At 58.4% G+C, this 26,782-nt stretch carries 25 protein-coding genes and 3 pseudogenes; 11 read left to right on the forward strand and 17 right to left on the reverse strand.

The features are described from left to right. The first annotated feature begins 371 nt into the window (after positions 1-371). The gene (locus ACVWZ4_RS08675) at positions 372-1,331 is read left to right on the forward strand and encodes a YihY/virulence factor BrkB family protein (protein ID WP_456790076.1); all 960 of its coding nucleotides are present in this window, start codon (positions 372-374) and stop codon (positions 1,329-1,331) included. Positions 1,332-1,475: 144 nt separating this feature from the next. On the opposite strand, the pseudogene ACVWZ4_RS08680 reads toward ACVWZ4_RS08675, so the two are convergent. From ACVWZ4_RS08680 to ACVWZ4_RS08690, 3 genes and pseudogenes are all read right to left on the reverse strand, one after another. Continuing rightward, positions 1,476-1,685, reverse strand: a pseudogene (locus tag ACVWZ4_RS08680) (BLUF domain-containing protein); the annotation flags it as partial. Between the two features lie 549 nt (positions 1,686-2,234). Continuing rightward, complete coding sequence (locus ACVWZ4_RS08685) at positions 2,235-2,492, reverse strand: PilZ domain-containing protein (RefSeq protein WP_456701044.1); 258 nt, start codon at positions 2,490-2,492, stop codon at positions 2,235-2,237. Continuing rightward, positions 2,489-2,710, reverse strand: a complete 222-nt coding sequence (locus ACVWZ4_RS08690) for a hypothetical protein (RefSeq protein WP_456740103.1) — start codon at positions 2,708-2,710, stop codon at positions 2,489-2,491. The genes ACVWZ4_RS08685 and ACVWZ4_RS08690 overlap by 4 nt, the downstream gene beginning before the upstream one ends. 183 nt (positions 2,711-2,893) lie before the next feature. Between ACVWZ4_RS08690 and ACVWZ4_RS08695 the strand changes: the two are divergent. Next, a pseudogene (locus tag ACVWZ4_RS08695) lies at positions 2,894-3,085 on the forward strand (hypothetical protein); the annotation flags it as partial. Between the two features lie 34 nt (positions 3,086-3,119). On the opposite strand, the gene ACVWZ4_RS08700 reads toward ACVWZ4_RS08695, so the two are convergent. The 3 genes from ACVWZ4_RS08700 to ACVWZ4_RS08710 all read right to left on the reverse strand — a co-directional run bounded on the left by ACVWZ4_RS08700 (position 3,120) and on the right by ACVWZ4_RS08710 (position 5,614). Further along, positions 3,120-4,784 (reverse strand): methyl-accepting chemotaxis protein, encoded by a 1,665-nt coding sequence (locus ACVWZ4_RS08700; RefSeq protein WP_456701042.1) that lies wholly within the window; start codon positions 4,782-4,784, stop codon positions 3,120-3,122. Positions 4,785-5,067: 283 nt separating this feature from the next. After that, entirely contained in the window at positions 5,068-5,283 is a 216-nt protein-coding gene (locus ACVWZ4_RS08705; RefSeq protein WP_456736393.1) for a PRC-barrel domain containing protein, read from the reverse strand. A 31-nt stretch (positions 5,284-5,314) separates the two neighbouring features. Beyond that, positions 5,315-5,614: a hypothetical protein gene (locus ACVWZ4_RS08710; protein WP_456740104.1), complete on the reverse strand. Its 300-nt coding sequence runs from the start codon at positions 5,612-5,614 to the stop codon at positions 5,315-5,317. An 886-nt stretch (positions 5,615-6,500) separates the two neighbouring features. Between ACVWZ4_RS08710 and ACVWZ4_RS08715 the strand changes: the two genes are divergently transcribed. After that, positions 6,501-7,304 carry a COG4705 family protein gene (locus ACVWZ4_RS08715; RefSeq protein ID WP_456763739.1) on the forward strand — a complete coding sequence of 268 codons (804 nt, stop codon included), beginning with the start codon at positions 6,501-6,503 and terminating at the stop codon, positions 7,302-7,304. Between the two features lie 66 nt (positions 7,305-7,370). After that, positions 7,371-7,901, forward strand: a complete 531-nt coding sequence (locus ACVWZ4_RS08720; RefSeq protein WP_456742193.1) for an ABC transporter substrate binding protein — start codon at positions 7,371-7,373, stop codon at positions 7,899-7,901. A 130-nt stretch (positions 7,902-8,031) separates the two neighbouring features. On the opposite strand, the gene ACVWZ4_RS08725 is transcribed toward ACVWZ4_RS08720, so the two are convergent. Then, a complete protein-coding gene (locus tag ACVWZ4_RS08725; protein ID WP_456740105.1) occupies positions 8,032-8,328 on the reverse strand; it encodes a DUF1127 domain-containing protein in 297 nt (98 codons plus the stop codon). Positions 8,329-8,499: 171 nt separating this feature from the next. Between ACVWZ4_RS08725 and ACVWZ4_RS08730 the strand changes: the two genes are divergently transcribed. Both ACVWZ4_RS08730 and ACVWZ4_RS08735 read left to right on the forward strand, forming a co-directional pair. Next, complete coding sequence (locus tag ACVWZ4_RS08730) at positions 8,500-10,050, forward strand: winged helix-turn-helix domain-containing tetratricopeptide repeat protein (RefSeq protein WP_456740106.1); 1,551 nt, start codon at positions 8,500-8,502, stop codon at positions 10,048-10,050. A gap of 394 nt (positions 10,051-10,444) precedes the next feature. Then, positions 10,445-10,612 (forward strand): hypothetical protein, encoded by a 168-nt coding sequence (locus tag ACVWZ4_RS08735; RefSeq protein WP_456701037.1) that lies wholly within the window; start codon positions 10,445-10,447, stop codon positions 10,610-10,612. A gap of 118 nt (positions 10,613-10,730) precedes the next feature. Here the strand turns inward: ACVWZ4_RS08735 and ACVWZ4_RS08740 are convergent, their stop codons facing one another. The 6 genes from ACVWZ4_RS08740 to ACVWZ4_RS08765 form a co-directional block, all read right to left on the reverse strand. Beyond that, a complete protein-coding gene (locus tag ACVWZ4_RS08740; protein ID WP_456790077.1) occupies positions 10,731-11,642 on the reverse strand; it encodes a transglutaminase family protein in 912 nt (303 codons plus the stop codon). 80 nt (positions 11,643-11,722) lie between these two features. Further along, positions 11,723-12,658, reverse strand: a complete 936-nt coding sequence (glsA, locus tag ACVWZ4_RS08745; RefSeq protein WP_456740107.1) for a glutaminase A — start codon at positions 12,656-12,658, stop codon at positions 11,723-11,725. A gap of 423 nt (positions 12,659-13,081) precedes the next feature. Continuing rightward, positions 13,082-13,747 (reverse strand): hypothetical protein, encoded by a 666-nt coding sequence (locus ACVWZ4_RS08750; protein WP_456740108.1) that lies wholly within the window; start codon positions 13,745-13,747, stop codon positions 13,082-13,084. A 77-nt stretch (positions 13,748-13,824) separates the two neighbouring features. Beyond that, positions 13,825-15,261, reverse strand: coding sequence for a DUF2252 domain-containing protein (locus tag ACVWZ4_RS08755; RefSeq protein ID WP_456740109.1), 1,437 nt, complete (start codon positions 15,259-15,261; stop codon positions 13,825-13,827). Next, entirely contained in the window at positions 15,258-16,982 is a 1,725-nt protein-coding gene (locus tag ACVWZ4_RS08760; RefSeq protein WP_456740110.1) for a SulP family inorganic anion transporter, read from the reverse strand. The genes ACVWZ4_RS08755 and ACVWZ4_RS08760 overlap by 4 nt, the downstream gene beginning before the upstream one ends. Before the next feature lie 183 nt (positions 16,983-17,165). Further along, on the reverse strand, positions 17,166-17,342 hold the full coding sequence (locus ACVWZ4_RS08765) for a hypothetical protein (protein ID WP_456790078.1): 177 nt from the start codon (positions 17,340-17,342) through the stop codon (positions 17,166-17,168). Positions 17,343-18,405: 1,063 nt separating this feature from the next. Between ACVWZ4_RS08765 and ACVWZ4_RS08770 the strand changes: the two genes are divergently transcribed. The 3 genes from ACVWZ4_RS08770 to ACVWZ4_RS08780 all read left to right on the forward strand — a co-directional run bounded on the left by ACVWZ4_RS08770 (position 18,406) and on the right by ACVWZ4_RS08780 (position 19,783). Then, complete coding sequence (locus ACVWZ4_RS08770) at positions 18,406-18,795, forward strand: hypothetical protein (RefSeq protein ID WP_456701030.1); 390 nt, start codon at positions 18,406-18,408, stop codon at positions 18,793-18,795. Between the two features lie 348 nt (positions 18,796-19,143). Continuing rightward, a complete protein-coding gene (locus ACVWZ4_RS08775) occupies positions 19,144-19,404 on the forward strand; it encodes a GlsB/YeaQ/YmgE family stress response membrane protein (RefSeq protein WP_456738242.1) in 261 nt (86 codons plus the stop codon). 91 nt (positions 19,405-19,495) lie between these two features. Further along, entirely contained in the window at positions 19,496-19,783 is a 288-nt protein-coding gene (locus tag ACVWZ4_RS08780) for a hypothetical protein (protein ID WP_456701029.1), read from the forward strand. Positions 19,784-19,954: 171 nt separating this feature from the next. Here ACVWZ4_RS08780 and ACVWZ4_RS08785 read toward each other — a convergent pair whose 3' ends face one another. Together ACVWZ4_RS08785 and ACVWZ4_RS08790 are read right to left on the reverse strand one after the other, a co-directional pair. Next, entirely contained in the window at positions 19,955-20,713 is a 759-nt protein-coding gene (locus tag ACVWZ4_RS08785) for a bestrophin-like domain (protein ID WP_456701028.1), read from the reverse strand. A 221-nt stretch (positions 20,714-20,934) separates the two neighbouring features. Then, positions 20,935-21,568, reverse strand: a pseudogene (locus ACVWZ4_RS08790) (tyrosine-type recombinase/integrase). A 248-nt stretch (positions 21,569-21,816) separates the two neighbouring features. On the opposite strand from ACVWZ4_RS08790, the gene ACVWZ4_RS08795 reads away from it, so the two are divergent. Next, positions 21,817-22,992 carry an acyltransferase family protein gene (locus ACVWZ4_RS08795; protein ID WP_456740111.1) on the forward strand — a complete coding sequence of 392 codons (1,176 nt, stop codon included), beginning with the start codon at positions 21,817-21,819 and terminating at the stop codon, positions 22,990-22,992. A gap of 371 nt (positions 22,993-23,363) precedes the next feature. On the opposite strand, the gene ACVWZ4_RS08800 is transcribed toward ACVWZ4_RS08795, so the two are convergent. Further along, positions 23,364-23,855 carry an ester cyclase gene (locus ACVWZ4_RS08800; protein ID WP_456701026.1) on the reverse strand — a complete coding sequence of 164 codons (492 nt, stop codon included), beginning with the start codon at positions 23,853-23,855 and terminating at the stop codon, positions 23,364-23,366. Between the two features lie 59 nt (positions 23,856-23,914). Continuing rightward, positions 23,915-24,724, reverse strand: coding sequence for a helix-turn-helix domain-containing protein (locus ACVWZ4_RS08805; protein ID WP_456701025.1), 810 nt, complete (start codon positions 24,722-24,724; stop codon positions 23,915-23,917). 725 nt (positions 24,725-25,449) lie between these two features. On the opposite strand from ACVWZ4_RS08805, the gene ACVWZ4_RS08810 reads away from it, so the two are divergent. Further along, positions 25,450-26,451 carry an ABC transporter substrate-binding protein gene (locus ACVWZ4_RS08810; protein ID WP_456736405.1) on the forward strand — a complete coding sequence of 334 codons (1,002 nt, stop codon included), beginning with the start codon at positions 25,450-25,452 and terminating at the stop codon, positions 26,449-26,451. Positions 26,452-26,782: the final 331 nt, after the last annotated feature.

Here is a 26,782-nt window from a genome sequence, read left to right on the forward strand (position 1 = left end):
CAAGCTCGCGCGGTGGCCGCGCCTACTTCGGTGGGGCCGAATAGTTTCGCCTCAAGGGCGCTTTCCGGCCGAACTCGCTACGGGCCGCGTGACGCCCTACGCGGTGATTCACCCAGGAGAGGGAACGCGCCGCCCGCCGCCTTGCGATGCAGGAACGCAATCTCCGACGAGCAATTGAGTTGCGCGGAGGAATTCAATGGCTCGAACAGAAACATCGGAAGGCAAATGGAGCATGGCTGCGGCGCTGGGGCTGATGGCGGTCGCGCTGGTGTGGGGGCCGCCTCGTTCCGCCCGAGCATGTCGCCCGTCCTGCAGAGGGCGGCAAGTTCCCGGAGCACAGAGAAGCCGACCGGGACGCCACGCTTGCGAAAATGGCGATCGAAGGCGGTGATCGCGGACGCCAGGCGACCTCGCCCGCGGAGATCCCGGCGCGCGGATGGAAGGACATCCTCTGGCGGGTATACGGCAACATCGGCGAGCATCGAATCCTCGCGTTGGCCGCCGGCATGACCTACTACAGCCTGCTTGCGATCTTTCCCGCGATCGCAGCGCTCGTCGCAATCTACGGGCTCTTCGCGGATCCCAACACGATCGCAAAGCACCTCGACGATGTCGCCGGCTTCATCCCAGGTGGCGCAGTCGACGTTGCGCGCGAACAACTCACGCGCGTCGCGACGAAGGACGATCGGACCCTCGGGTTCGCGTTCGCGACCGGTCTTTTGATCTCGCTGTGGAGCGCGAACGCCGCGATGAAGTCGCTGTTCGACACGTTGAACATCGTCTACGGCGAAGAGGAGAAGCGAGGCTTCTTCAAGCTGAACGCGATCTCGCTAGGATTCACCATTGGCGGCATCGTCTTCGTTCTCGCGGCGCTCGGCGGGGTCGCCGTCATTCCCGTAGTGCTGCAATACGTAGGCCTCTCGAAATCCACCGACTTGCTGATCCGGATCGGGCGCTGGCCCGCACTCTTCGTCGCGCTTGCGCTCGCGCTCTCGTGCATTTACCGATTCGGGCCCAGTCGCGAAGCGCCCCGTTGGTCATGGATCACCTGGGGCAGCGCAGCCGCGAGCCTGCTCTGGCTTGCGGCATCCGGGCTGTTCTCGTTCTACGCCGCCAACTTCGGCACCTTCGACCAAACCTACGGGTCCTTGGGCGCCGTCATCGGCTTCATGACTTGGCTCTGGATTTCGGCGATCGTGGTCCTGCTGGGAGCCGAACTCAACGCTGAGATGGAGCATCAGATCGCCCGCGACACCACTACCGGCAGACCCGAGCCGCTCGGCGTCAGAGGCGCCAGGATGGCCGACACAGTCGGGAAGCCGAAATCTTGAATCGGCTCGCGATCTCGATGAGCGCAATATGTCGCGATGGGCCACCTTTGGACTCATGCACCCAGCAAGGGGCGGACCTTTTCGACCTCGTCCGCGAGGACGAGCAGCGAGGCGTCGCGGTGACTTCGAGATCCGTGTCTGCAACGTTACAATGCCCGTATGCCTGTCATCGCTACAAATCGACGCCTCCATGATATTAAGGTCAGCCTCTGCGCCTTCAAGAAATTGAGCAAAGTGGCGACCAGAAAGTAACAAAACACCGGTTAGCCCAAGTTCGGGATTGGCGCGATCGTCGGCAGCAGCCTGCAGCACAAATTTGGCCAACGCTGGGACAGGCCCCGCACTGGAAGGCATGTCGTCGGGTACATCCACCTCGTGCGTCCACGCCGCGATCGCCAACGCCGTCTACGACGCCATCAAGCGCATTCGCGAATTGCCGGTTCGAATCAAGGATCGTGTCTGATTGCTGCTGAGGCGACAGGCTTCCCTCCTAACATATTACCTGCGGCTTCGTTCATAGGTCGCTTGAGACGCTAAGGACGGTGTGGCTTCGGCAGCAAAGCACGCAATGATGAACTTCGATACCACTAGACCGTTCACTGCGAAGCGTGCGGTGAGGCATCCTCTGGAGCTATCAGCGTGGCAAGGGAGACGGACTTCAACAAGACACCTGCATCCTTGCCGAGCTGCGGGCGGTGCCGGGGCAGCAGCGACGTGACCGTAAGCGAACTATTCAACGCTCGCATCGACGGGACTGTTACGATGTATCGGTGCCGATTGTGCGGGTATGTGACATGGGACGATCGCCCCGGCCCGCGCAATCACCAGAAGCGAGATAATGCTCCTTCTTCGTGAAGCCCGGCCTCAGGGAGGGAAGACAGGAATACTCCCGGCGGAGGCGCTCTAGGGCAATTCGAACGTGACGCCGATCTTGAAGGGACCACGCCAAACTACTCGGCACGGCAGCGTCAGATTGTCTTCAGGAACGATCAGCGTGAACGCCGACGGGACTATTGCGCTTCCATCGGAAAGCTGTAGAGCGGCGCCAGTGAGGGAAAGATCGCGAACAACGCAGGTAATCTTGTTTGCCCCATAATGAATTTGCGCCGGCTTCGAAACGCGATAGCGGGGCGCTCTTCTGGTTTCCACCACGAGCTTCACCCCCAGTTCATTCCATACTCATCGGGCGTTTGGTTGATCCAAAGCAGCGCTGCTCTGCTATCCAACCAGATCAACCGCTCTTCGTCGGCGGCCTGGTCGGACTGCATGTGTAAAACGAACTCGTTTTCGGCTACCCGGAATAGGCTGTCGCACGCCTGTCGTTCCGCGAGCGACTCGAACGCGATAAACGAATAGTTTCGCTCGGCTATGAGCTGCATGAAATAATATCGCAATTAAAGATTGCTCCCTACAATCACGGATAAGAATTAAAATACTCGTAATAATGTCGGGCGGGCGGTTGCAAAAATGGCCTCGTGCTACTGAGGGGGTATTCCTGCACAATGCGCTGATTGAGAATGAGTCGCTTGGGATTTGATAGCGTCGGGTCCGATTGGGGCGCGCTGGCCGAGGGCGTCGAGACGACGCGCCGTCTCGACTTTCTCCGCGGGGAGGGCTGCGACAGTGTGCAGGGCTATCTGTTCGGTCGGCCGATGCCAGTCGGCGTCGTGACCCGGATGATCGAGGAGGAGAAAGCATCGCGTCCGCAAGAGGCCGATGCGCGCGAGCAGCTCAAATCGGTTGCGGCCGCCTGAGACGGCAGCTCAAGCCTCACGGCCGTGCAGCTTATTAGGCCAAAGCCAGTGCCGCTCGTTGCATATTCGAGGCCATGTCGGCAGTCACCGCGCTTTGTTCATCGACCGCCGCAGCGGTGCTGGTGACATACTCGTCAACGTTCACGATAGCCGATTTAATCGCATTTAGCGCACCGAGCACATCGCCAGACGCGCCGGTTAGCGCGCCAATCTCAGCATTGATCTTGTCAGTGGCCTGCTTAGCTTGACTTGCCAAGCTTTTGACTTCCGATGCGACAACCGCAAAGCCGCGGCCCGCTTCGCCGGCGCGAGCAGATTCGATGGTTGCATTGAGAGCCAGAAGATTGATCTGCCCAGTGATGTTCGCGATCAACTCGACAATCCCACCCATCGCATCGGTTGCCGTCGTCAGACGCTGCGCTTGGCCATCTGCGCCTTCAACTCGGCTCACTGCCGTGTCTACTACACTGCGCGCCTTGACCATTGTTTCGGAAATCTCCCGGATCGAAGCTGACATTTCTTCGCTTCCGGCTGCGACGGAATGGATGAGCCCCTTAGCCTCTTCAGCCTTCATTCGTGCAACAGCTTTCTCGGTCACGTCAGTCGCGTATTTCACCACCTTAAAAGGTTTTCCGTTGGGATCGATAATTGGATTGTACGATGCTTCAATCCATATCTCGCGGCCGCCCTTCGCAAGCCGCTTGAATTCACCGGCCTGATATTCACCGGCTCTAAGGCGATCCCAAAACTCCTTGTAAGAGAAAGAGCCGCGCTCGGCAGGATCGACAAACATGCTGTGATGTTTGCCTTTCACCTCACCCAAGGCATAGCCCATCGCGCCAAGAAAATTTACGTTCGCCCATTGGATGGTGCCATCCATCGCGAATTCAATAACCGCCTGCGATTTTCGAATGGCCTCGATCTGCCCCTTCGTGTCGGCCGATTCCAAGCGTGCTCTCGTCACATCAGTCGCAAATTTGACGATTTTGATGGGCTTTCCGAGCTCATCGAGGATAGGATTGTACGACGCCAATATCCAAACCTCGCGGTTTCCCTTGGCCAGGCGCTTGAATTCGCCGCTGACAAGCTCGCCCCGGTTTAGTTTAGCCCAGCCCTCTTTGTAGGCGGCGCTTGCCGCGAAGTTTGGATCAACGAAGATGGAATGGTGCTTCCCGACTATTTCAGCCAGTCCATAGCCCATCACTCCCAGGAAATTTTCGTTTGCGGTGATGATGACGCCATTCAAGTCGAATTCGATGACGGCCTGCGCACGATCCAGAGCGGCAATCTTCCCATTCTGCTCAAGGTTTTTTACGTGCTCCGCAGTGATGTCTCTAGCGAGCTTTACGACCTTGTAAGGTTTCCCGTCTTTTCCGAGGATGGGGTTGTAAGTCGCTTGTATCCACAGCGGGGAGCCGTCTTTTCTGATCCTCTGGTACTGCGCGGCTTGGAATTCGCCGCGAGCTAACGTCTTCCAGAACTCGGCATAACCGGGCTTCTCGCGCTCGGCCGGAGGGACGAAGATGCTGTGGTGCTTGCCCTGTATCTCAGGTAACGAGTACCCCACGGCCGCGAGGAAGTTGGCGTTGGCGGTGACAATCCTCCCATTCGGCTCGAATTCGATTACAGCTTGCGAGCGATCGATCGCCTGCGCCGTAGCGATGGCGTCTTGAACGGCTTTGTTGATGCGGCGAAACATGGTCCATCCCCGGCACGGCTGAGCAATGCCTAAAGGATGGGCAATCAGCGTAAACGGATCGCTAACTATCCGAACGCCCCCGTATTTATACGCTGGCGTTTTTACCCGAAAAGTAATCGCTGCTGGTTCCGCAAATCGGAACCCACTGATTGACCTGCACCTTCCACTCCGCTTAGAGGCTATTGAGGGCCATACGGCCCAACCGACGCGACTATCCCTGGGTGGAACCTTAGCCCAGGCGAATAACCGGCGGACCTTGTCGGTGAAATTGGTGCCCCTGCCATCAGTTTTGGATGCGCTTGACGGTTGAAATCGGCCATTCACCATCATGCCCCAGCGATTGAAATGCGAAGTCCGTGCACTTCGTCGAGATAGATATGATCAATCGTCCTTTGCCGTCGGTCATGACGACAGTCTTGCCGATCAACTCGTCCTCGGCAGCGTGCAATTCCCGGAGGGTGCTAACGGCTCTCTCCTCAGCAGCGCTCGACGTGGTCATGCGCGTAACAAGGACATAAACATCACGAGGCTTATGTGCTCTGAAATGGACGTGGGAGCTTGTATCGTATGACGACGAGCCAAGCCCACAGCTTCGCGAACCAGTGAAGCTGCAGCAGTTTTGGCTTCACCACAGCGAACAGTCGTTCCACAACGAGTAGGCTGGCGGCGTACGCTGCGATGATCATGGCTGTGCCGGTGAGCCAGTGGCCCTCGCCCGCCACCGCCACAGCGATGAGCTTCAAAGGCTCAACCAGACAGACCGGCACGGCTAACAGCGTGAGCGATTGGTACGGACCGAGTTTGCCGATGGCTTGCCGCAAGCTAGTCACTGGCCTCGGCCTCCTTACACCAAGCGAGAACTCTCAGGTGCACAAATGAGTTCCAGTGGTGGCTCGAGTCGGTAAGAAGGCCGAAGCTGCGAGTCCGCGCTCAAGAACATTTCTCCTGTCGTCGCGTTAGTCGTCAGGAGCAGATCATGAGTTATCGGGACTGGCGCTTTTACGGGTTTGTGGGCGGATGTTCAGTGGCTGTGGCGATGCTGACGTACGACTGAAGTCAGCTTGAACTCAGGTCAGCTTCGGGAGGCCAGACGCAACCGGCCATCTCCTCCCAAGCGGCGCGCGTGCCGCCGAAGAGACAAGCCGCGACACCTCTGTTTTTAAAGCAGCACGCCCCTGTTAAGGCGCATCGCGTGGCGGTGCGGCGGCAGCGCCTTTGTAAACCCGACTGACTATCCGGTCCTCCTCTGCCGCTCGCATTTCCCGAGCAGTCTTCAATGCTCGCCGAATAAAAGGATCTTCTGTCTCTTTGGACAGCGTTATCAGCCTGTTGCAATTGTGGCAGTTGACCTGCAGTCCATCACGAACTCGATTGGCTTTCTCTTGAAACATACGTGTGCAGGCCGGGCACCTGATCTTCACCTTCGCGTTCATGACCTCAGCCTCTCCGTGAAAAGCGTAAGTGTCGCGGCCCCGGTGTTACTAGAGCGCTAAGTGGTAAGGAGAAACCGTATGAAGTCCTACTTTCAATGGTCGGCAATGCGCACGGTTAGCGGCTTCTTACTCGAATGAGCAGCTACTGACGCGCGCCCGCATGATCGATTTGTCGCGCCTAAGGCTGGTCACTGAACATTGCGAAGATTTCATCGCGCTGCAAGCGCCCCGTTCGGGGCTTCGTCTGTTGTTCGACTGGGCCGCAGTTTCAGACGAGATGACCATGCAAGAACGAACTGATGTCCTGAGCAAAGTTCCCGAAGTGACGCTGGGATTCTGGATCATTAAGATCTTGGCGACAACGCTTGGTGAGACCGGTGGAGACACGGTGACGATGAGCTGGCTGCACGCTGATGAAAATGCCAACAACGGTGGTTACTTGATTGGGACCGCCTTGTTCCTTGCGGTGTTTGTCGGGGCGGTGGTCGCCCAGATATCGACGAGACGGTTCAACAAATGGGTCTATTGGCTGGCAATCGTGGCCTCGACCACCGTTGGAACGGCCATGGCCGACTTCTTCGACCGCTCACTGGGCATCGGTTATGCGGGAGGCTCGTCGGTGCTCCTGGCCTGCGTGTTGGCCTCGTTGGCGATCTGGTATTTCGCTCTCGGTTCGGTAGATGTTCAAACGGTCGCATCGCCGAAAGCGGAGGTTTTCTACTGGGTGACGATTACCTTTTCGCAGACGCTTGGAACCGCGCTCGGCGATTGGACCGCCGACAGCACCGGACTGGGATATGATGGCGGGGCGATCTTGTTCGGCGCAGGCTTGCTCATCCTGGCAGCTTTGTATTTCTGGACCAACATTTCGCGGGTTTTCCTGTTCTGGGCGGCTTTTATCCTGACGCGTCCGCTTGGTGCGACTGTTGGCGATTTCCTGGACAAGCCGACGAGCCATGGCGGACTTGCCCTGAGCCGACCTTTGGCCTCGGCGGTCATGCTCGTAGCAATCGTCTTGCTCGTGCTGATCCTGCCCCAGCGAGCCGGTCGTCATCCATCTTCGCGCGTCTTGACGGAAGCAACCTGAAGTCGACAATGCTGGCGAGAAGTTCAACGTCGGCGGTCGCCCATTCTTCTTGGTCGTTTGTTCAAGGTGCTGGTACCAAACCTGACCCGGCTCGGAATGATTGCGTTTAGGGAACGCGACGTAAAGATGAGCCAAACGAGACTTGAACACAACGCATTAAAGAAAGCGGCCTCGCAGCTTGGTTTTGCGGTTCTAAGATGTGACCTTGAACGGCCCGGCCGCGAAGGTCTCGACGATGCCGTGGCGTCAGGAACGCGCGATGGCGTCGACGCATTCTATCTTTCGGGTTCCTTTGTCACCCTTGGCGACATCCCTCAGACTGTCTCATCAGTTGCAAAGCCGGGAGGGCCAATTTGCAGTGTGTACCGCGATTTCGTGCAGGCCGGGTCGTTGATGTCATATTCGATCAACCTAGAGTATGGCTTTCAACTCGCCGGCAGACAGGTGGCGAAAATCCTTCGGGGAGCAAAGCCGGGCGACCTTCCAGTCGAACGAGCCGATAAGTTCACGTTAGCGATCAACCTCAACACCGCAAAGACGTTGGGGCTGACGGTGCCCGACCGGTTTCTTTTGCCAGCTGACGAAGTGATTCAATAACCGTGCGCTTTGCCGCAGCTCATATCACTTGCTGGCCCATCTGCGAAGTTGCGCTGCGTCTGAGGCGGGTCCGCTCATAGCGGCAGAACGGACCAGATTTGCTCAACTTGAGTTCTTGGCGTTTTGACCCTTATCGGAAGTCGGTGGGCAAAATTTGGCCGTCAACCGTTGGCAGCTGTCGCAGGCATTCGGTGGATCGGATGCCTCCCGGGTCAATAGCTCGGTGCGAGGCGACGTAGTCGATCTCGCCGCGTGTGGTGCCGATATCCATCAGCTCCCTGTCGCTTAGAGCGGACAAGCTGGCGCGCAATTTTTGGCGTTCGCGGCGCTCCTGAAAGGCATCCCAATATTTCCTGAAGAAGCTAGCGACATGCCGGGTCGATCCGGACGTCCGTTCCAGCCATGCTGTGCCCTGCGTCGTGCTCATTGCAGTCTCTCCTGGGACGGTGTTTTTTCACCGGCAGGAAGGTGCCGCGAGATCGGTGGGCACGCTTGACCGGCTGCTTACATTTTCCTCACCGGCGACTTATTCTTGCGATTTCCAGCGAGGCCGTAGCGCCACCCGGTTACGGGGGGCCTCATCCCAGGGGGATCGCATTTGCGCTATCTCTTCGAGGACTACGCATTCGACACTGAGCGGCGCGAGCTGCGTCGCGGGGCGGACGTCGTCTCCATCGCACCACAGGTGTTCGATCTGATCGACTACCTGATCCGCAACAGGGAGCGCGTCGTCAGCAAAGACGACCTCATCAACGCCATTTGGAATGCGCGCAGCGTTTCGGATGCAGCGTTGACGACCCGGATGAATGTCGCCCGCAGCGCGATTGGCGATTCCGGGGAGGAACAGCGCCTGATCAAGACGTTACCGCGCAAGGGATTCCGTTTCGTCGGACAGGTACGGGAGGCACGAGAGGCTGCGCGCCCAAATCCCGGCGACGTGCCCGAGAGTTCCTCTCCGCTGCCTGACAAGCCCTCCATCGCCGTGTTGCCGTTCGAGAACATGAGCGGTGATCCGGAGCAGGAGTATTTCGTTGACGGCTTGGTGGAGGAAATCATCACTGCGCTATCGCGCTTCAAATTGCTGTTCGTGATCGCGCGCAATTCGAGCTTTACGTTCAAAGGCAAGGCCGTTGATATCAAGGAGGTCGGACGCAGGCTCGGCGTGCGCTATGTCCTTGAGGGGTCTGTGCGCAAGGCGTCAGGCAAGGTGCGCATCGCAGGCCAGTTGATTGATGCCGTGACGGGCGCGCACATCTGGGCAGACAGGTTCGAGCGAGACCTGACAGACGTTTTCGCTCTGCAAGACGAAATAACGGTCGCCGTTATCTCGGCCATTCACCCCAAGCTGTTTCAAACAGAAATTGAGATGGCGACCCGCCGCCCATCGGAAAACCCGACCGCCTACGATTTGTGGCTAAGGGCCATACAGAAATCTCATCTTAGGACCCGAGAAGGTTTTGCCGAAGCGATACGACTGGCCCATCGTGCCTTGGAGCTTGATCCTCGCTTTAGTCTTGCCGCCATGTTGGCGGCTTACGGCCACCTCAACAACCTTGTTCAAGGCTTTTCTACCGATAGTCAATTCGACCGCAGTGAAGCAATTCGGCTGGCTCGCTTGGCGTTGAGCCTCGACGAGAATCGCGCGCCAGTACTGGCCCTCTCCGGGGTGGTTACCGCTTTCCTTGTCGACGACTACGAGACTGCCATTGATTATGTTGAACGTGCGGTCACGTCCAATCCAAATGAACCCGGCGTGTGGAACGCTAGAGGATGGGTCTACCAAGTTGCAGGCCGCTACGAAGAAGCAATCCTGAGCTTTGAACGCGGCATTCGCGTGAGCCCGTTGGACCCCGTTCTTCACACTAATCTTGCTGGCATCGGTCATGCATTGATCGAACTTCGCCGCTTCGACGAGGCAGTCGCGGTTTCCAGGAAGGCTCTTCGTCAGAACTCCTCCGATCCAATGACTTTCCGTGGTTTGGCGTCCGCTTTGGCGCATCTTGGACGGGATGCCGAGGCGCGTGAGGCGGCGGCACGTCTGCTTGAGATCGATCCGGCCTTTACAATATCTGGGCGGTTCTCTCGGAGTGCGCAAACAACCCTAAAGCTGCTAATTGAGGGCATTCGGAAAGCCGGGTTGCCCGAATGAGGCCCGCGTGTGCTCGCGGCCAGAGTTGATGGGACACGACGCAATTTGCTGCGCTCCATGAGTCCGGAAATGGCCCATCGCTACCGCATCCCACGGCCCCAGATATGTCGGCTATCGGAGGTAGGCCGGACGTAACTTAACCGATGCGCATCCGACGAGCGGCCCAACTGGTCAAGCAGCCCGTTGCGGACACATGCCTCGACCGCAAAACCCAAGAGCCCGTTGCTCGGCGAGAACGACAGCGGGCATGGTGCTTGTCTCAAAGGACAATTGCAGACCCAAGCGTTGTCCTGCTCCAATGAGGATGCGTATCACACGTTATGCCCTCCTCAGCGGCGCCGCTGCTGCAGGCAGGTACTCTATGTGGCACCGTGCTGGCACAGGGGAGGACCGCATGACCTCAATGGAAGACTTCATCCGCTATGAGAACCTGATCATCTTCAAGAGACGGCTTGCCGACCCGGACATCACGGAAAAACAGCGACGGTTGCTCACAAAGCTGTTAGCGCGAGTACAGTCGCCAAGCGGCCATCAAGAGGAAGATCTGCCCCAGGATAGATAAACGCGCTGGCACTGGCGTTCCTTCATTCGCAAATGCGCGTGGTCTCAAGACGAATGGGGTGATCGGGGCCGTGAGCTTAGGGACGTCCATCACATGGCGCCGTTCTCTACCACACCGCTCAACCCTGTCCTTGGAATGGATCGGGGACATCATCCACCTTATGGACTGAAACGGTAACCGACATACCAAGGTAGTCCTTTCCATCACCAAACCACGAGCCTTCCAGTGGAATTGCCTGTCCCGGATGCCTGGCGACGGCGACCGGAATGAGATCAAATCCGGCATTAATTTGGTTGGTGGGATCGTAATCCATCCACCCTGCCCCCGGCAGAAACACCTGCAGCCAGGCATGGGTCGAACTGGACCCGGCCATGCCTATTGCACCGCCATCCAGCGCGCTGTCGTACAGATAGCCACTGACGAATCGGGAGGCGAACCCGAGCCGCCGCAACGTCTCGATCATGAGCCAAGCATAATCGCGGCAAGTGCCCGACTTGGTACGCAGCGTCTCGCCGGGTGACTGCGTGCCCTGCGATTCTCGCGCACGGTACGTGAAACGCTCCCGAAACGAGTGAAGGATCCGGCTCAGGACGTCGGTGGTTTGGTCCTTGTCACCGGCAACGAAGCTCTTGGTCCATGCAGCGAGGCTCGCGTCCGGGTCTTCGGCATGAGGACGCAGATAACCGGCCAAGTCGTTCCACTCGTCGGGTGTGTATTGGATGGGAACTTCCTCCGCACGACTTTCCGATGGGAAGGCTTCGATCCCCTTTATGCCGAAATAGATCCCGAGGACCTTGAAGTTGAAGGTCAATTCGCTCGCTGACTCGGTGAAGTCCATGACGGTCACGGTGTTGGAGCGCGGGTCGCTGATCCACTTCACCTTTGAAGACGGGCTGGTTCTCACGGACCAATTGAGAAGACGGGCCGACGAGCCGCGCCTTGGCAAGAACATCGCCCGATGAGTGCCGAACGTCACCGGCCTTGCGTATTTGTAGGTGGTGGTGTGCCTTATCTCGCCAAGAACCGCCATGTACTCGCTCCAACTGTGACGAAGTCCCGGTTTCTCTGCTGCTCCTGAGACCTGCTCTGAGGTGGCATGGTGGTCACTGTTTATTGGTCGTACAGATTCATTTTGAGGCGCTTGGCCACACTGGCGACGGCAATCTGCCCCCGCACGCTGTTGCCGTATTCGTCGAGCGACGGAGCGAACGCAGCGACGCCGAGCCGACCAGGAGCGACGGCGATGATGCCGCCACCGACCCCACTCTTGCCGGGCAGCCCAACCTCAAAGGCCCAATCGCCGGAGCTATCGTAGAGCCCTTCCATGGTCATCTCAGCAAGAATTCGCGGCACATTTTGTCGCTGAATAACCCGAATTCCTGTCAGCGGATTGATGCCATGGTTCGCAAGCGTCGCAGCCATTGTCGCGAGTGTAGAGCAGGTCACGAGCGTGGAGCACTGGCGTGTGTAGACGTCGAGAGCCTCGAGCGGATCGCAAAAACAATTTCCTCCGCTGGCAAGGAGCCAGGCAATCGCTCGATTGTGCAAGTTGCTCGCCTGCTCGGATTCGTTGATCTCCGCAGAAAACGCTATGTCGGTTGCCGCGAAGCGGCGTTGAACGTCGAGGATCTGTGCCCAACGGTCCTCGCGACCGGCGGCCTTTACAAGGCTCACGGTTGCGATGGCCCCTGCGTTCACCAGCGGCGAAAGGGGCTTGGCGCCGTGAAGCTCCAGTGCCAGTACTGAGTTAAATGGCAAGCCAGTAGGTCGCGCTCCAATCTTCTCGCGTACCACCTCAGCGCCGCGCTGCTCCATAACCAACGCGAGAGTAAATACCTTCGAGATTGATTCGAGAGCAAATTGAAAATCAGTGTCGCCTGCCTCGAAGACTCTTCCTTCGCGCGTGACCACAGCGACGGCGCAAAGCTGCGCCGGCACCTTGGCGAGAAATGGGATGTAGGCCGCGACGGCCCCGCCCGAAGCACGCAACGCGACCGCGTGGGCTTCCTGTACCGCATCAGCGATCGTGGCATGATCAGGGCCCACCAATCTCTCCTGTCAAAATTGCTGACCAATTCCGGGCAGCGCGTAGAAGCATTGTCAAACGCGACAAGTCCTCGTCCGCTGCTCAGTGGACTCCCGCAGGCCGGCGCACGTCTCGACACAGAACTCCGATCAACTTCGAGACGGAGCAACGATCACCTTTGATCTAGATCAAGTAATCCATAGTCAGATCGCCCTGATAGGCGATTGCAAGCATGTCGCACGTAAGCATGCGACGGCGGCAGGCATCGAAGGTTCTCGCTGGTCTGGCTCTCTGTCCTTTGTGTACACCATTTGTCTCCACTCGAGGCTGACGAGGCTGAAATCTTCCGGTTCGGTCGGCGCTATCCGATGAACGCTCGGCCAGTCCAAAAGCGCGACCAGCGATTCAAACCACGCACTTCGCGCGGCTTATCGTCACCACTCTCAGCTCGCGGCTTTCCTGTCTGCGAGAATGCTGACGCTGATCAACAGAACCCAAACGGGGAATACGAGCAAACTCCAGTCGAAGAAGTAGCTGCCGATCAGAAGCACGGCTGCGACAACATACCCCCCGAAGGCCAGCCAGCGCGGTGTGAAGCCGGTATAGACGCCAATCGTCGATGTGGTGATCATGAACACGGATGCCGTTTTCACCAAATAGATGTTGATCATGCCATAAGCCAGACCGCGTCCGAAGTGGAACGTTGCCGAGTTGGCCCGGACGTCCGGGGCTCCGTGGAATGCAAGAATTATTGCGCCCACAACAGCCGCAGCCGCGAACAGCATGGCCAGGAGCAACAACGCGCTGCCAAGAAATACGGTTGCGAAAAACTGATCTTCGCGGCGTCCAAGCTTGTCCCGCAGTGCACCGACAAACCAGAGAAAGGCAATTCCTGCGAAGGGCACAAGATTGAGCGCAATCACGACGTTGCTCGCTCCGGTATGTAGCCACGCCCCCGTCTCCAGCGGATCACGAGGCACCGAGTGTCGCATCAGCAGGAACACGGCAAAGAGCAGGACGGAGAAGACGACGCCCGCGATGGCAGCTGCCCTCGGCGTTCGCAGGTGGGCGTGCGTGAAGCTTGGCCCGTCATCGGAAGAAGCGCGCATGATTGCTCCCGCGTTTGGTTATTTCCGTAAGCAAGAGCGATCGCGCTCGCTTCCATCCACCGGTGATTGCGCAAGGCTTAACGCGAAGTTCCGGCAACCGCTCTGATCCGCCCGATCCGTTTGGAGCTGTTAAACCCGTCGTAGTCCTGCTCCGTCTGTTTGGCATATCGCATGGCGAACGCGCCGATCGCTTCGTCAAGCGCTTCGCTCTTGCCGCAATAACCAGCGATCACGGCGGCATCGCCTGACTTGGCATGCGCTAGCGCCAGCGCCCACCCACACATCGCGCAGTAGTCCGGCAAGAGCTCAAGGTGTTCGAGCGCGACACTGCCCTTCAACTCCGAAAGCTGGCGAACGTAAAAATCCCTTTTGTCGGCGCGCCCCCATCCGAGGAAGATGTCGGGCGACCCTTGTGTGAGACGCTGCCCCACGACCACCCGCCGCCCCTGGTGATCGAACGGGAGTTTGAAGGTGAGATAAGGCGCAAGCACCGATCGCTGAGCTTCCTTGATCTGGAGAAACAAGGGATCGTCTTCACCGACTCCCTGCAGCAAGAGTACCCAGCACCTGGTGCCGACGCTTCCGATTCCGACGACCTTGTGCGCGTAGTCGATGAGCTCATAACGAGACAACAGCAGCTTTCGATCATAGGTCATCGAAGCGATGTAGGCCTGCAGAAGGCGGTCCAGAAACAGGCGCACCGGCGTCCCCGATGCACTGCGCGCCACGTGCTCGATCAGCGGAATATCCTCGATGAAGCGGTGTTTCCCATCCACCAATTCGGTCAACTTCTCGAGGGGGCGGATATGGCGGACATTATCGATGATGTCGAGGGCGATGCGACGTGATCTGGGCGCCAGGCCATCGAGGATGGCGCGCTCGTCGATGCGATCATACCAGGTTTCAAGATAACCCATTTGGGCATAGCGATAGATGCGCTCCCGATAACTGCGCACGCATTCACGAGCGGCTTCTTCGCAGATCGCCTTGTCACCGCCCAAGCATCGCGCTGCGACTGCTGCGCTGACCGCCAGTCGCTTGAGGTCCCATTCCCAAGGCCCAACATACACCTCGTCATAGTCGTTGATGGCGAAGATCAGATTGCGCTCGGCCGAAGCATATACCCCGAAATTCTTGATATGCGCGTCGCCGCACGCCATGACGGGAGTTCCAGAGATGGGCAAGATCGACAGATCGCTCGCCATGATGGCCGCGGCTCCCCGAAAGAACGCGAAGGGATTTTCGCGCATGCGGTCATATCGGATCGGCAGCAGCTCCTGCACGCGCGAGGCGTCCTGCTGCTCGAGGATGTCCACCGCATCGGGTCGGTCGGCGCGGGTTTCATAGATTGCTTGCGCCGAACGCGGAACATGCTTTCGAAGCGCCTTGCCTACAGCCATACGCTCGTCGACCGAAGGTCGCTTCATCAAGAAGCTTTCGATCAGGGCTCGGTCGCCATGCGCCTCGATCATGCGGTAAAACGCCGAGGGTGGTCGCAGGCTACGGGCTTTCATGACTTGGTCCCGCCGTGCGATGGAGTCGGATCAGATTGTTGCTGCCAAGCGAGCACGCCGTCGGTAATTCGCTCGTAGAAATTGCCTGGCGGCACTTCAGCCTCGATCCCGGCGCGCCGCAGGTCCTCCCGGATAGAGTCGCGTACGCGCGCAAAGACAACCCCGATGCCCTTCTTGCGCAGCTCACGAACGAGCCGCAGCACTTCGTCGCCTCCGGTGACGTCGAGAAAGTCGACCGAACCGAAGTCCAGAAGCACCCGCTTCAACTTCGGGGATTCGGCGACCGCCGCCCTCAAGGCCATCGTCGTGTTGCCAGCACTCGCGAAGAAGACGTCACCTCCAATCCGCCAAATTAGCAGCCCAGGGAAAGTGGTCGCGTCGGGATGCATCCGGACGTCGCGATAAGCCTCCGTACCGGGAAGCTGCCCTAGACGCGCTCCCTTGGGACGACTCGCAACATAGATCAACCTCGCGATTGACAGCACGACACCAATGCCGATGCCTTGCAGCACCCCTAGCGTCAGTTCGCCTGCGATGACGATCACGATCATGAAGAACGACCAGCGGCTTCGCGCCAGCACGCTCTGCAAATAGCCGGGGTTCGTGAGATGCAGCATGGCTGCAATGACGATCGCGGCGAGGGCCGGCTCCGGCATGTTTCGGAACAGTGGCGTCAGCAGAACCAGAGTCAGGAAACACAGGACCGCTGCAACAAGGTTGGCGAGCTGGCTATGTGCGCCTGCCGCCATGGCCACCGAGGTCTTAGAAAGGCTACCAACCACCAGGAATCCGCCGAAAAGTCCGGTCAGGATGTTCGCCGGGCCATGCGCAACTAACTCTTGGTTCGGATCGATATCGCTTCCATCCCGCATGGCCGCTGCCTTCGCGGCGCCCAATGCTTCGGCATAGCCGACCAGGACGATCGCGAGCGCACCGGGTGCGAGTTCTCGCAACGTTGTGGTGTCGAGGCTTGGCGCCACGAGAGCTGGTAATCCGGACGGGATGTGGCCGGCGACATGCACGCCAATCGCGTCTCCGCCGAGCAGCCCCACCATAATTGTCGCCGCAGCCATGATAACGAGTGCCCCAGGTATGCCGGGAGACAGCTGACGCAACAACAGCATTCCCGCCAAGCACGCTATCCCGATCACGGCTGGTACGAGCGATACATCCGCAAGATGCTGCAACACGTGCCAGAGCTTCGCGAAGAAGTTGCCGGAGCCCGCGCTGATACCGAGGAGATGAGGGATCTGGCCGATGATGGTCACGTAAACCAGGCCCTCGATAAAGCCGCGCATCACCGGCGTGGGCACGAAGCTGGCCACCCAGCCCATGCGTGCGAGGCCGAAGAAGAGGAAGAGAACTCCGATCATCACCGCCAGCGTCGAGGTGAGCGAATTAAACTCCGCTGTTCCATGAGTCGCGACCGCACCCACCGTCAGGGCGGAGATCAGGCCGGTCGCGGTGTCAGGGCCGACTACGAGCTGGCGAGACGTGCCAAACAGCGCATAAGCGAGTAACGCCGGGACGATCGTGTAGAGGCCCATGATTGGCGGTACACCGACGATCCCCGCATAAGCCATTGCTTCTGGCACCATAACCGCCCACAGCGCGACGCCTGCAAGAGCATCGGCCATAAGCCATTCGCGCTGGTAGCCAGGAATCCACGCGAGAACCGGAAGAAGCCGCTGGGGCAACGAAATCGGGTCTGGAATCGGCATGACGCAGAACACCGCAAAGGAGCCGGGTCATTGCACTTCGTTCTCGATGCAAACCATTGATCAAGATCAATACCGAGTTCTGTCGGCCTTGCTGGCAGCCGACCTTGGCGGGCCCAATCTCCAGGTTGTTAAAGCCGGGCACGGCGTAGGCTTTGCACCCGGTCGTGGGTTGACGGTGCAGGCTCAACCTCGCTTAGTTGAGTGCCTTTCGAGCCGAAGCCGCTGCGCTCTCATGCGCTTGATCTCTTCATCGAGTGCTTCGATTTTCTCGTCGCATTTTTCGCCTTTGGACTTGGGCGCATCCTTCCGGAGTTCTTCCAGTGCTTTCTCGGCGGAGAGCTTTTTTATGCCAGACATCATCGCCTCCAAAAAGACTGCAAAAGCGGTACATCGGTTCGGCCCCGGCGTTAGCCGGGGCCCTAGGCAAGCTGGGTAAGTGCGCTACTGCGAAGACAATTTCAAGACTGATCGAAGCTCTATTGACAAAGATACGTCCGACCGTCGTCGAGCTTTGTCAGAGTCCCGGGCTCGCAGACCATTCCGTTTCGCCGGCGATAGTCTTCCGCTGAATAGCCATAAGCCTCGTAAGGGCCACCCTGGTAGTACGATGCGCCGGTGTAATAGGGGCTACTTCCCCATCCCCTGTATGACGACGTAGCCGCTATTGCTGCGGCGGTCCCTACTGCTGCAGCGCCTGCGCCCACAACGCCAGCACCGTATCCATACCCGTACGTAGCTCGCCGCGCCTGCCGACGCGCTACACCTGCAACGCTGACCGGTGTTAGCGGACGACCGACGCGCGCCTGCGCGCGTTCTACCGATAGCGAGGGGCCGTCGTGATCAGACCAGCCAAACGAGAAAAGTGTCGCGCACGCGAATGCAGAGATAGCAATGGCAGATTTCCTTATCGATCTCATGAGAACCCTCCATTGTTGCGAGGCAGCGAGCCTGCCGAAAAGCCGCTCGCCGTCATTGATCTGGCGCAAATCTCGGGAGTGCTTTGGCTTCCCTTAGGGACAATAGCGCAGTGAGCGCATTCGGCGCGAAGCTAGTTCGCTGACATCGCAAACGGGGAAATTAGGAACGCTCAAAAGAGCGCAAGGGGCAACTTGTGCGTATCCTGAAATGGCCTCGGCGACTAACCGCCCCCCGGAGCGTGGTAAGCGCGTCCGCGTTGAAGCGCCGGTTAGCCGCAGGGTGGCAGATAGCGCTTTCTCGTCAAATGAGTGCTCGTTTGATCCGCTTAGATCGCCAATCGTCATGGGGTGGATGAACGGTGAATTGCGTCCACCTAATACAGCCACTCCCCCTTTACCTAACTTAAACCGGCCCAAACCGTCGCGATTGACCCAGCCGACGTGCATTGCACGCACAGAGGCCACACCATACGCTGAGTTAGATGGAGTGCGATGGGAGGCCGGGGATGAAGTGCCTGCGCATATATGCAACACCTGATGGGGAGTCGCATTTTGGAGAAGCCGACATCCCGATGACGATGAAGCCGGCGTTTCCCAACGAAGCGCCGTTTGAAATTTCGGCTTTCTACCCGGCGTCACGCATCCGTTTTACTCACATCCCCGCCGGGGTACGCGAAGCGGGCTTTCACCGGCCACCGGATCGACTCCTAGCTATATGGCTGGACGGCCACGTGGAATTTGAAACGAGCGATGGAGAGGTGAGACGCCTTCCGGCGGGAAAAGCTGTTCTTGTCGAGGATACGCACGGGAAGGGACACATCTCGCGCCATCCCGAGGAAGGACAGAACGTCATCATAGTCATGCTGCCGAGCGGCCTTGACACGCCACTCCGTTAGTCTGCTTGTCCGTCGCGAATGACCACCCATAAGCGACATCAGTCAGCCAGAAGCCCAAAGCTGTGGTCGTTGGCTGCTTCTCCGGATGCTGCGGGGCAGTCCTTGGAGACCATCCCGGCGGGGGAAGCTGCCGGTCCATCCCAGCCGACGAACGTCTCGCCGGGCGTGATGTCTACTTCTGACTGCGCGGCTCACAGAAGTAGACCGGCTCAGAGTGGACATGGCTAAGGATGCAAGAACTGGCCGTAGCTGGCTTAGGTGGGACCTTTGATCTGGATCAAGCGTATCCAGCTTGACGGTGTCGCAGACTGCCTTTGCCAAATGTTCGATCAGGTTGGGAACAGCAAGATGCACATTCTTTGGACGATCATCATCGGGTTTGTCATTGGTGTAGTCGCTAAATTCATCATGCCTGGCGACAAGGCCGAACCAAAGGGCTTCATTCTGACGACCATTCTGGGAATTGTCGGGGCTTTCGCTGCAACCTACCTCGGTCAGGCCGTTGGCTGGTACCGCCCCGGAGAGTCAGCGGGCTTCATCGGCGGTGTGGTCGGCGCGATTATCCTTCTCTTTGTCTATGGCCTTGTGGCCGGACGCCGCGCGGCCTGACTTGAATCTCTCAGACTCTGAAGCTCCTAGAGGCGTCCGCAAGCACCGGGGAAGGTCATCAATCACTCGCGCAAGCTATTGGGAGAACAACATGGAGCAGATCCTGATTAACCTCATTGCGGGAGCACTTGGAGGCGTTGGCGCTGGCAAATCATCGCCCACATTCGATCTTGGGACGGCAGGAAACGTCATCTCTGGCTTAGTGGGTGGTGGATTGCTTGGGCAAGTCGCTACCCTGTTACTGCCGTCGGTCCTGGCGGCGGCTCAATCTGGAAATTTCAGTGTGAGCGGCATTGTCTCGCAAGTCGTCGCTGGAGGCGCGGGCGGCGCAATATTGACGGCGATCATTGGTGCTATCAAGAACAGAGCCGCGGCCTGACTAATTGTGAGCCGAGGCATGGGATGCCACTCGCCGGATGGCGGTCCGTCGCCGGTTTTCCGCCGGCCTTAGACGTGCGGCTTACCCTGGCACGCTTTCTGGCAATTGCGTTTCAAACACGCCCTGATGGTCATCGGGAAACCGCGGGTTCTTTCTTCCAGGGCCTACCTATCAGGGCTTCATGGATTGCGCAGCCGCCAGAAGATTCTGCGGGTGCACCCGGATCGCACCACCGCGTGGGCTGTCTAGGTCAGCAATCAGAAAGAACGCCACAGAAATCACGAAGGGCAGGATGAAGAGCAACGTTTGCCCTTTGCGGCGTTCGCTGTAGCCAATCAGCACGTTGCACGAGAGAGCCATGAGCGCCATCATGGCCCATGCCCCGATGGGAATTCGATTCCACCAGGCGGCCTGAGTGTAGCCCTGTGAGTTGATGACATCGTTCATGCCGGACACCACGAGGGCCATCACCGGCGACGGCTGCCTGACCGCGCCAGGCAGCACCGCGGACCAAAGCTCGCTCTGCACTCTTGCCGTTTGCTGCCCGATTTCGGCGACCCGCACTGCATCACTCTCCTCGTAGAATGCGACGCGCAGATCGAGATATTTGTTCAGCAATTCTCGCGCGCGTGAGGCGTCGTCACCCGGCAGCAGATCGACTCGCAGATATTCCGTGCCTATGGCATTGGCTTCCGCTTCCTCAAGCGTCTTGCGCTGATCGTAGCGGCTAACCGCCATTGAAAACGAAAACCCGATGATCAGCGCGAGCAGGGTCAGGGTCGCGGCCTGCACGATACTGAAATCGTGACGCTCGCCCTGTTTGAAGGATGCCGCGTGCCTGCGGATCAGGTCACCCGCAAACGCCCCGACTATCTGGGCCACCAGCGAAATCGCGAAAATGGAAAATGGATTATCGAAGGAGGCGGTCATTTGGAAACTGATGAGCATGTAAGCCGGGAACCGATGCTTGCGTCTGACCTCACGTCACCATTGACGCAGATCAAACAAAACCGCGGCTGCTATGCGTCGACGCCCGCTTAACACCGCGCGGCAGCCGCGAGTAGCGACGCCCTGCAGCAGTGCGCGAGCCAGGTTGTGGCCCGGAGCCGTCTGTGAGGGCAGCGCAGAGCGGGTCTGCTCTGCCCCCGAAATCAGACGTCAACTTGTTCTGCTATCGCAAGGGCGTCGTCGACCTCGATGCCGAGATATCGAACGGTACTCTCGATTTTGGTGTGCCCCAGAAGGAGCTGTACGGCGCGCAGGTTCCCAGTTCGGCGATAGATTAAAGTCGCCTTGGTCCGGCGAAGGGAATGCGTCCCGAACAAACGCGGGTCCAATCCGATATCGGCGATCCAGCGGGACAGAAGGCGTGCATATTGGCGGGTCGTTATATGTCCGCCCCTCCGCCGTCCGGTGAACAGGTATTCGCCTGATTTCTTGACGGTCACCCGCAAGTAGTCATCGATAGCCTGTCGGGTCGATTCCGTTAGTTCAAAATTTGACCGGCCGACCCGTCTTCTTCTGGCGAACGATCGCGCGATCGGCCGTATACCCGCCTGGGGCAACGTCATCGACTTTCGATGCGACTACATCGCAGCCGCGCAGCTTGCTGTCGATGGCGACGTTGAACAACGCCAGATCACGCATTCGGCCTTCGACCTGGAGCTTGGTGCGGATCGACCAAACGTGCTTCGGACGGAGCGGCGGCTTTGCGCCGACCATCTTCCCCTTGTTCCAAGGAACGTGTTTTGAGTTGGCAGGGATGGTCCTTGGGATATGGGTCATGGTTGACCTCCTCAGCTAGTGAAGCTGGTCATTTTCAGCCCGGAGCCCTTCCAATCCCACGTCTGCTTGCAGACGATTGGAGACTTGCCACCGACTAGAGGGACGACAGGACCGATTCTGACCACACTGCGGACATTCCACAGGCGACCGCGTGGATCGACCGTGTTGTTTTCACCGGTTTTGATGTGCATCAACGCGCCTTCTCGACGAGCGAGCAGTGTAAACCGCTTCGTTCAAAGGCTCGGCGCATGGATTCCCAATCCGGTTTGATGCACGGGAATGCGGAGAAGCGGTTAGTCTTCATCGACGCACTGCGTGTCGCGGCCATTATTTTCGTGATTGTTCATCACGCCGGCCAAGCCTACGGGCCCACTGGCGGTTTTTGGCCCGTACACGATCGGGCACAAAGCGATTGGTTCACGCCGTTCTATACAGCCAACGCCGCATTTGGCATGGGATTGATGTTTATGCTCGCCGGATATTTTGTGCCGCCGTCTTATGATCGGAAAGGCCCGCGCCTTTTTCTCATGGGGCGATGGCGGCGTATCGGTATTCCCCTCGCAATCCTCGTTCTGCTGGTCCATTTGCCGGTGGTTTATCTAGTTGAGGGAGGGCCCCAACCGGGGCTATTCTTCACCGGTCTTTATGAGCGAGGCTGGCAGCCGATCTATCTGCATTTGTGGTTTGTCGCACATCTGCTGCTGTATTGCTTCGCCTACGCGGCCTTGCGGCGGATTTCCATATCGCCCGGACGCGTCCTGAAATTGCCTTTGCCCGGACATGCTGCCATGGCGTCGTTCATTGCGGCGCTCGCGCTCGTCACATGGGTCGTCCGGATCTGGTATCCGGTCGATAAATGGGTGCCGTTCCTGTTGGTCATGCCCGCTGAACTTGCCCATGTGCCGCAGTACATTGCGTTCTTCGCTGTCGGCGCGGTCGCGTATCACGGCGACTGGTTCCGCAGAATGTCCACGACCGACGGCCTGATCTGGCTCGCCATAGGGGCGATTGCGGCCGGCGGCATTTACGTTGCATTCGGCTTGGGGTGGTGGAAGATGGCGCCCGGCGGGCTTGGCCTAGAGTCATTGATGAGAAGCAGCTGGGAGACGGTAATCGCGGTCGGGCTTTCAACTGGACTCATCATTGTCTTTCGCGAGCTATTTGATCGCCCCAATCGCCTACTCAAGCTGATGGCTGCGGCGAGCTTCGGCGCGTATATCCTGCACCCTGCGATCGTTGTCGCGCTACAAGCCGCAATTGCAGACGTGACGCCGGGCGCCTTCGCCAAATTTGCCTTCGTGTCTCTGCTGGGGACGGCCGCGTCCTTTGCCCTTGCGCATCTAGCCCGTCAGGTGCCCGGTATCAGAGCTGTACTAGGTGCGACTTCGGGCCGTGAGACCTCGCCAGTCTCCGGAGTCCGATGAATTAACGCCTTTTTTGGGATCGCAACGGAGGATGTCTGCTTGTGGCCCTGAGCGGACATGTCGCGCTCACTACGCTTCGCTGATCAGGTGCAACTTACGCGAATCGCATGGGCATAAAGAAACCCGTCGGCTCAGGTCTGTGGGTCTTTCGTCGCATTAGGCCCAGATCCCTTGCGTGCCAAAGAGCACGGCAATGAACGAAACTAGCAGGCCAATTCCCGAGAAGATGGCGACGGCAATCAAATGGTCGGAGTCATTGTTCGATGACGCGAATTTTCGAGCGTAAATAGATGGCTCTGAAATCGACGTTGGCATTATTGTTCCCAAGGATGGTCGGATATCATCGCTCTGTAAGCACCATGATGGTTGCCCTACATTCGGTTAGGGAGAGGCGGCAACGCTCCGATTTGATGTAACAGCGCAAAGCGGTCAGGCACGCCCCAGTGTTCGACAAGTTTGCCGTCTGCGAAGCGGCAGATGTCGATGACGTCGATCGCGACCGGCTTTCCCGAGCGCGGATCGAAACCTGTCGCCCTGCTGCGCGCCCACACCGTGTCGCCGGCCTCCACGATTGCCTCAATCGTAAGCTTCAAACCCTTAATGCTATGCCTTGCATCTTCGATTTGGGCTTTGAGGATTTGCGGGCCGGGAATGGCTGTTTTTGCTAAATATTCATGCTCCACGATCTGGTCTGCGCAGAACTCATCGGCAACGCTCAAGTCACCTTGAGAAAAGCCGCGGTCGATGATCGCCTTGAAGCTTTCGATATTCGGCGACATGTCCTTCGCTCCGCTTTTTCGGTCGACCGCTGAGGCCATGGTGGCCACTGTCATGATGGCGAACGTACGCCGCGTCAGTCCCATCGCCGCCACCCCCGGTCTGGTCGATCTAGCGGAGCAGGAGTAAGAGGCGCTTGTAAAATTCAGTCATCTGCTGGAAAGAATATATTATTCCAGTCGCCGACGAGGCGGCCGGGTGGCAAACCAGCAAATGAGCGGCACTCGCGGATGAAATGCGCCTGATCAAAATATCCGAGTTCGTGAACTATATCGGTCCAGGATCGGGTTGGCTCTTTGCGACGAGCGGCCAAGGCCCGATCGAAGCGAACGGTTCGCGCGAAGAGCTTTGGCGGCAGCCCCGTTTGGGTCGCAAAACGCCGCTGGAACTGCCGGGCGCTAAGACCAGACCCGGCGACAAGACCCTCGATCCGAAAACAGCCTCGCGTTGCGATCAGGCGACGTGAAGCGAGTGCAATTGCGCAGTCTGGCCCGCACTCTTGGAGGATGCTTTCGGCCCAGCGTTCGACCGCAGCGACGCGGTGCGGGAAGTCTGGCGCCATACGCACGGCGTCGCCAAGCTCAATGGCGGACTTTCCAAGAACGTCGGAGGCCGCGGGGTCCTGGTTAACCAAGGATGTCATGTCGATCCCGACCAGCCGGTTCAGCCCGGCCGGTTGAAACAAAATGTTGAAGACGTGGATCGTACCCGACAAGAAGATGTGCGCCCGGCGATAGGTTTGCGGTCCAACGACGCTCATATCCGGCGTCGGGTTCGCTTTGCCACCGTCGATGCGCACCCGATAAGGCTCAGCCAGGTGGATATTGAGGATCTGGTGCGGCCGGGCGGGAACAGGCCATGCCAACACTGAACTTCCCAGCTCGATCCGTCGCTCCTCGAACGCCCGCAAGACGCCTCTCAGCTGAGAGCGGGGTAATGTCCGCTTGATTTCCATCGAGCACCTTGGCGCACGCAGCTTAGAGCGCGTCGATACCGGCAGCAAGAGCCGAGATTGGCAAGCAGCGCCTTGTATGGTCCATCGCTCTTGTTGAAGCACGGCAAGATGAGTCAGGGCTCTGGTTCTGCGCTGTGCATCATCGCCACTCGCACTATCGAGAGGAACGATATCACACCCTTGTCGTTCCGGTGATCAGCGCCGACCCGAGGAGGAAGGGTGTGTCGGTGTCGTTCTTGAATGACCCGACCCATGCCGAAGCGTGTCACCGAGCCGCACAGCAGATGCCTGCCCAACTGAAGAAAGCTGCGGTGCGTTCCCGCAACACCTATGTCGCCACCGAAGTATAGTGAAGGCAAACGGACCCTGTTCGTGGTGAGGGGAACAGTCGTTGTCGAACGGCGGTAAGGCCGCCTCGGCGGCGGACGTTCTCGGCGTCACCGTGCCGCCCTCGCTGCGGTGCATGAGTCCGGAAATGGCCCATCTGCGAAGTTCCGCGGCGCATGACGGCGGTCCGCTCACCGCGTCAGAGCGGACCAGATTTACTCAACTTGAGTTCTTCGCGTTTTGACCCGTTGCAGGCATTTCGGCATCATAATGGTAGTCCCCGATTGATCGACGCATGCAGGCTTGTTGACACCAAAAGAGGCTCGCCGCGGCATCAATTACCGCCACGTGACGCCACAAACTGCTACGGTCGGTCGCAAGGTGCCGAAGAGGTTCGAATGAGACGTCGGGGGTTCGTTTCTGGTCTCTTTCTCGCGGCAATATTGCCCGAAGCCGCCCTTGGGCAATCGCCTGCAAGGCGGCGAGTTGCAATCGCTCACGCTTCAAGCCCTGTAAAGGATTTGCAGATTGACGGCGACAACCCGCTTGTAAATGCGTTCTTTGAAGAGCTGTCAAAACTAGGACGTTTTGAAGGGCGCAATCTCGAAATTGTTCGATTTTCGGCAGACGGTCGCACTGATCACTTCGCGGAGCTATCTGACGAGATCATAAAAAGCAGTCCTGAGGTGATCGTTGCAAACACATCTCCTTTTGTTCGCGCGCTGAAGAAGGCGACTTCAATTATCCCTATTGTCGGCATCACGGCTGATCCCATCGCGTATGGTCTGACGACCAGCTTGTCTAGACCGGATAGCAACGTCACTGGGGTCAGTGTTGATGCCGGTCTTGAACTGTGGGGAAAGCGTTTGGCGATCCTGCGGGAGTTGGTCCCGTCAGTGTCCCGTGTGGGCTTCCTTACGATAAGAGCTTCATGGGACGGACCACAGGGGCAAAGCCTCTCGCGTGCCGGACGCGACATCGGAATTAGTATCATTGGCCCTCCACTCGACGATCCTGTCCGTCCTCCCGAATATCGGCGTGTGCTGAACCAAATGCGTCTGGATAATGCTAACGGCATCATCGTGGGTGATGCGGCGCCCAATTATACGTTTCGTCGCGATGTCGTGGCGGTTACGAACGAGCTTCGTCTTCCCACGATGTTTCCATATCGTGATTTTGTCGAGGAAGGAGGGCTCATCGCCTACGCGATTGACATTCAAAATTTGTGGCGTCGCGCCGCCCATTGCGTCGATGAATTGCTGCGCGGAAGTAAGGTAAGCGACGTGCCAATCTATCAAGCCTCACAGCTTAGCCTAGTCATCAATACAAAAAGCGCCGAACGTCTGGGTTTAGCAGTCCCGGCGTCCTTAGCATTGCGTGCTGACGAGCTGATCGAATGATGTCGCCTCTTGGCCCATCTGCGAAGTTGGGCCGCGCCTGACGCAGGTCCGCTCATCGTGCCTAAGCGGACCCGATTTGCACAACCCAAGTTCTTCGTGTTTTTTGGCTCGGAGCCGACGTATCGGTGAGAAGGCCGGCGTGTGATTGCGCCAAGGCTCTAGCTTGCTGCCTTCGACAAACGAGCGCGGGCATATTGCCAATTAAGTGGTACCGGTACCTTGCTCGTCGCAATCCCGACGATGCGCCCCGGCTATCTCGTCGGGATGGGATCTTGCCGTTCCGTCCGAGCCAGTACGGGCCACTTGCAGGTGTCGCACGAGCTACGCTGAA

The sequence above is a fragment of the Bradyrhizobium sp. USDA 4472 genome (genome assembly GCF_054058595.1).

What these genes read in the sequence shown, in the direction of transcription:
- ACVWZ4_RS08675 (WP_456790076.1), top strand. Translation starts at nt 372, where the DNA reads ATGGCGATCGAAGGCGGTGATCGCGGACGCCAGGCGACCTCGCCCGCG.
- ACVWZ4_RS08690 (WP_456740103.1), bottom strand. Translation starts at nt 2,710, where the DNA reads ATGCAGCTCATAGCCGAGCGAAACTATTCGTTTATCGCGTTCGAGTCG.
- ACVWZ4_RS08700 (WP_456701042.1), bottom strand. Translation starts at nt 4,784, where the DNA reads ATGTTTCGCCGCATCAACAAAGCCGTTCAAGACGCCATCGCTACGGCG.
- ACVWZ4_RS08705 (WP_456736393.1), bottom strand. Translation starts at nt 5,283, where the DNA reads ATGACCACGTCGAGCGCTGCTGAGGAGAGAGCCGTTAGCACCCTCCGG.
- ACVWZ4_RS08715 (WP_456763739.1), top strand. Translation starts at nt 6,501, where the DNA reads ATGCAAGAACGAACTGATGTCCTGAGCAAAGTTCCCGAAGTGACGCTG.
- ACVWZ4_RS08725 (WP_456740105.1), bottom strand. Translation starts at nt 8,328, where the DNA reads ATGAGCACGACGCAGGGCACAGCATGGCTGGAACGGACGTCCGGATCG.
- ACVWZ4_RS08735 (WP_456701037.1), top strand. Translation starts at nt 10,445, where the DNA reads ATGACCTCAATGGAAGACTTCATCCGCTATGAGAACCTGATCATCTTC.
- ACVWZ4_RS08740 (WP_456790077.1), bottom strand. Translation starts at nt 11,642, where the DNA reads ATGGCGGTTCTTGGCGAGATAAGGCACACCACCACCTACAAATACGCA.
- ACVWZ4_RS08750 (WP_456740108.1), bottom strand. Translation starts at nt 13,747, where the DNA reads ATGCGCGCTTCTTCCGATGACGGGCCAAGCTTCACGCACGCCCACCTG.
- ACVWZ4_RS08755 (WP_456740109.1), bottom strand. Translation starts at nt 15,261, where the DNA reads ATGAAAGCCCGTAGCCTGCGACCACCCTCGGCGTTTTACCGCATGATC.
- ACVWZ4_RS08760 (WP_456740110.1), bottom strand. Translation starts at nt 16,982, where the DNA reads ATGCCGATTCCAGACCCGATTTCGTTGCCCCAGCGGCTTCTTCCGGTT.
- ACVWZ4_RS08765 (WP_456790078.1), bottom strand. Translation starts at nt 17,342, where the DNA reads ATGATGTCTGGCATAAAAAAGCTCTCCGCCGAGAAAGCACTGGAAGAA.
- ACVWZ4_RS08770 (WP_456701030.1), top strand. Translation starts at nt 18,406, where the DNA reads ATGAAGTGCCTGCGCATATATGCAACACCTGATGGGGAGTCGCATTTT.
- ACVWZ4_RS08775 (WP_456738242.1), top strand. Translation starts at nt 19,144, where the DNA reads ATGCACATTCTTTGGACGATCATCATCGGGTTTGTCATTGGTGTAGTC.
- ACVWZ4_RS08780 (WP_456701029.1), top strand. Translation starts at nt 19,496, where the DNA reads ATGGAGCAGATCCTGATTAACCTCATTGCGGGAGCACTTGGAGGCGTT.
- ACVWZ4_RS08785 (WP_456701028.1), bottom strand. Translation starts at nt 20,713, where the DNA reads ATGACCGCCTCCTTCGATAATCCATTTTCCATTTTCGCGATTTCGCTG.
- ACVWZ4_RS08795 (WP_456740111.1), top strand. Translation starts at nt 21,817, where the DNA reads ATGGATTCCCAATCCGGTTTGATGCACGGGAATGCGGAGAAGCGGTTA.
- ACVWZ4_RS08800 (WP_456701026.1), bottom strand. Translation starts at nt 23,855, where the DNA reads ATGGGACTGACGCGGCGTACGTTCGCCATCATGACAGTGGCCACCATG.
- ACVWZ4_RS08805 (WP_456701025.1), bottom strand. Translation starts at nt 24,724, where the DNA reads ATGGAAATCAAGCGGACATTACCCCGCTCTCAGCTGAGAGGCGTCTTG.
- ACVWZ4_RS08810 (WP_456736405.1), top strand. Translation starts at nt 25,450, where the DNA reads ATGAGACGTCGGGGGTTCGTTTCTGGTCTCTTTCTCGCGGCAATATTG.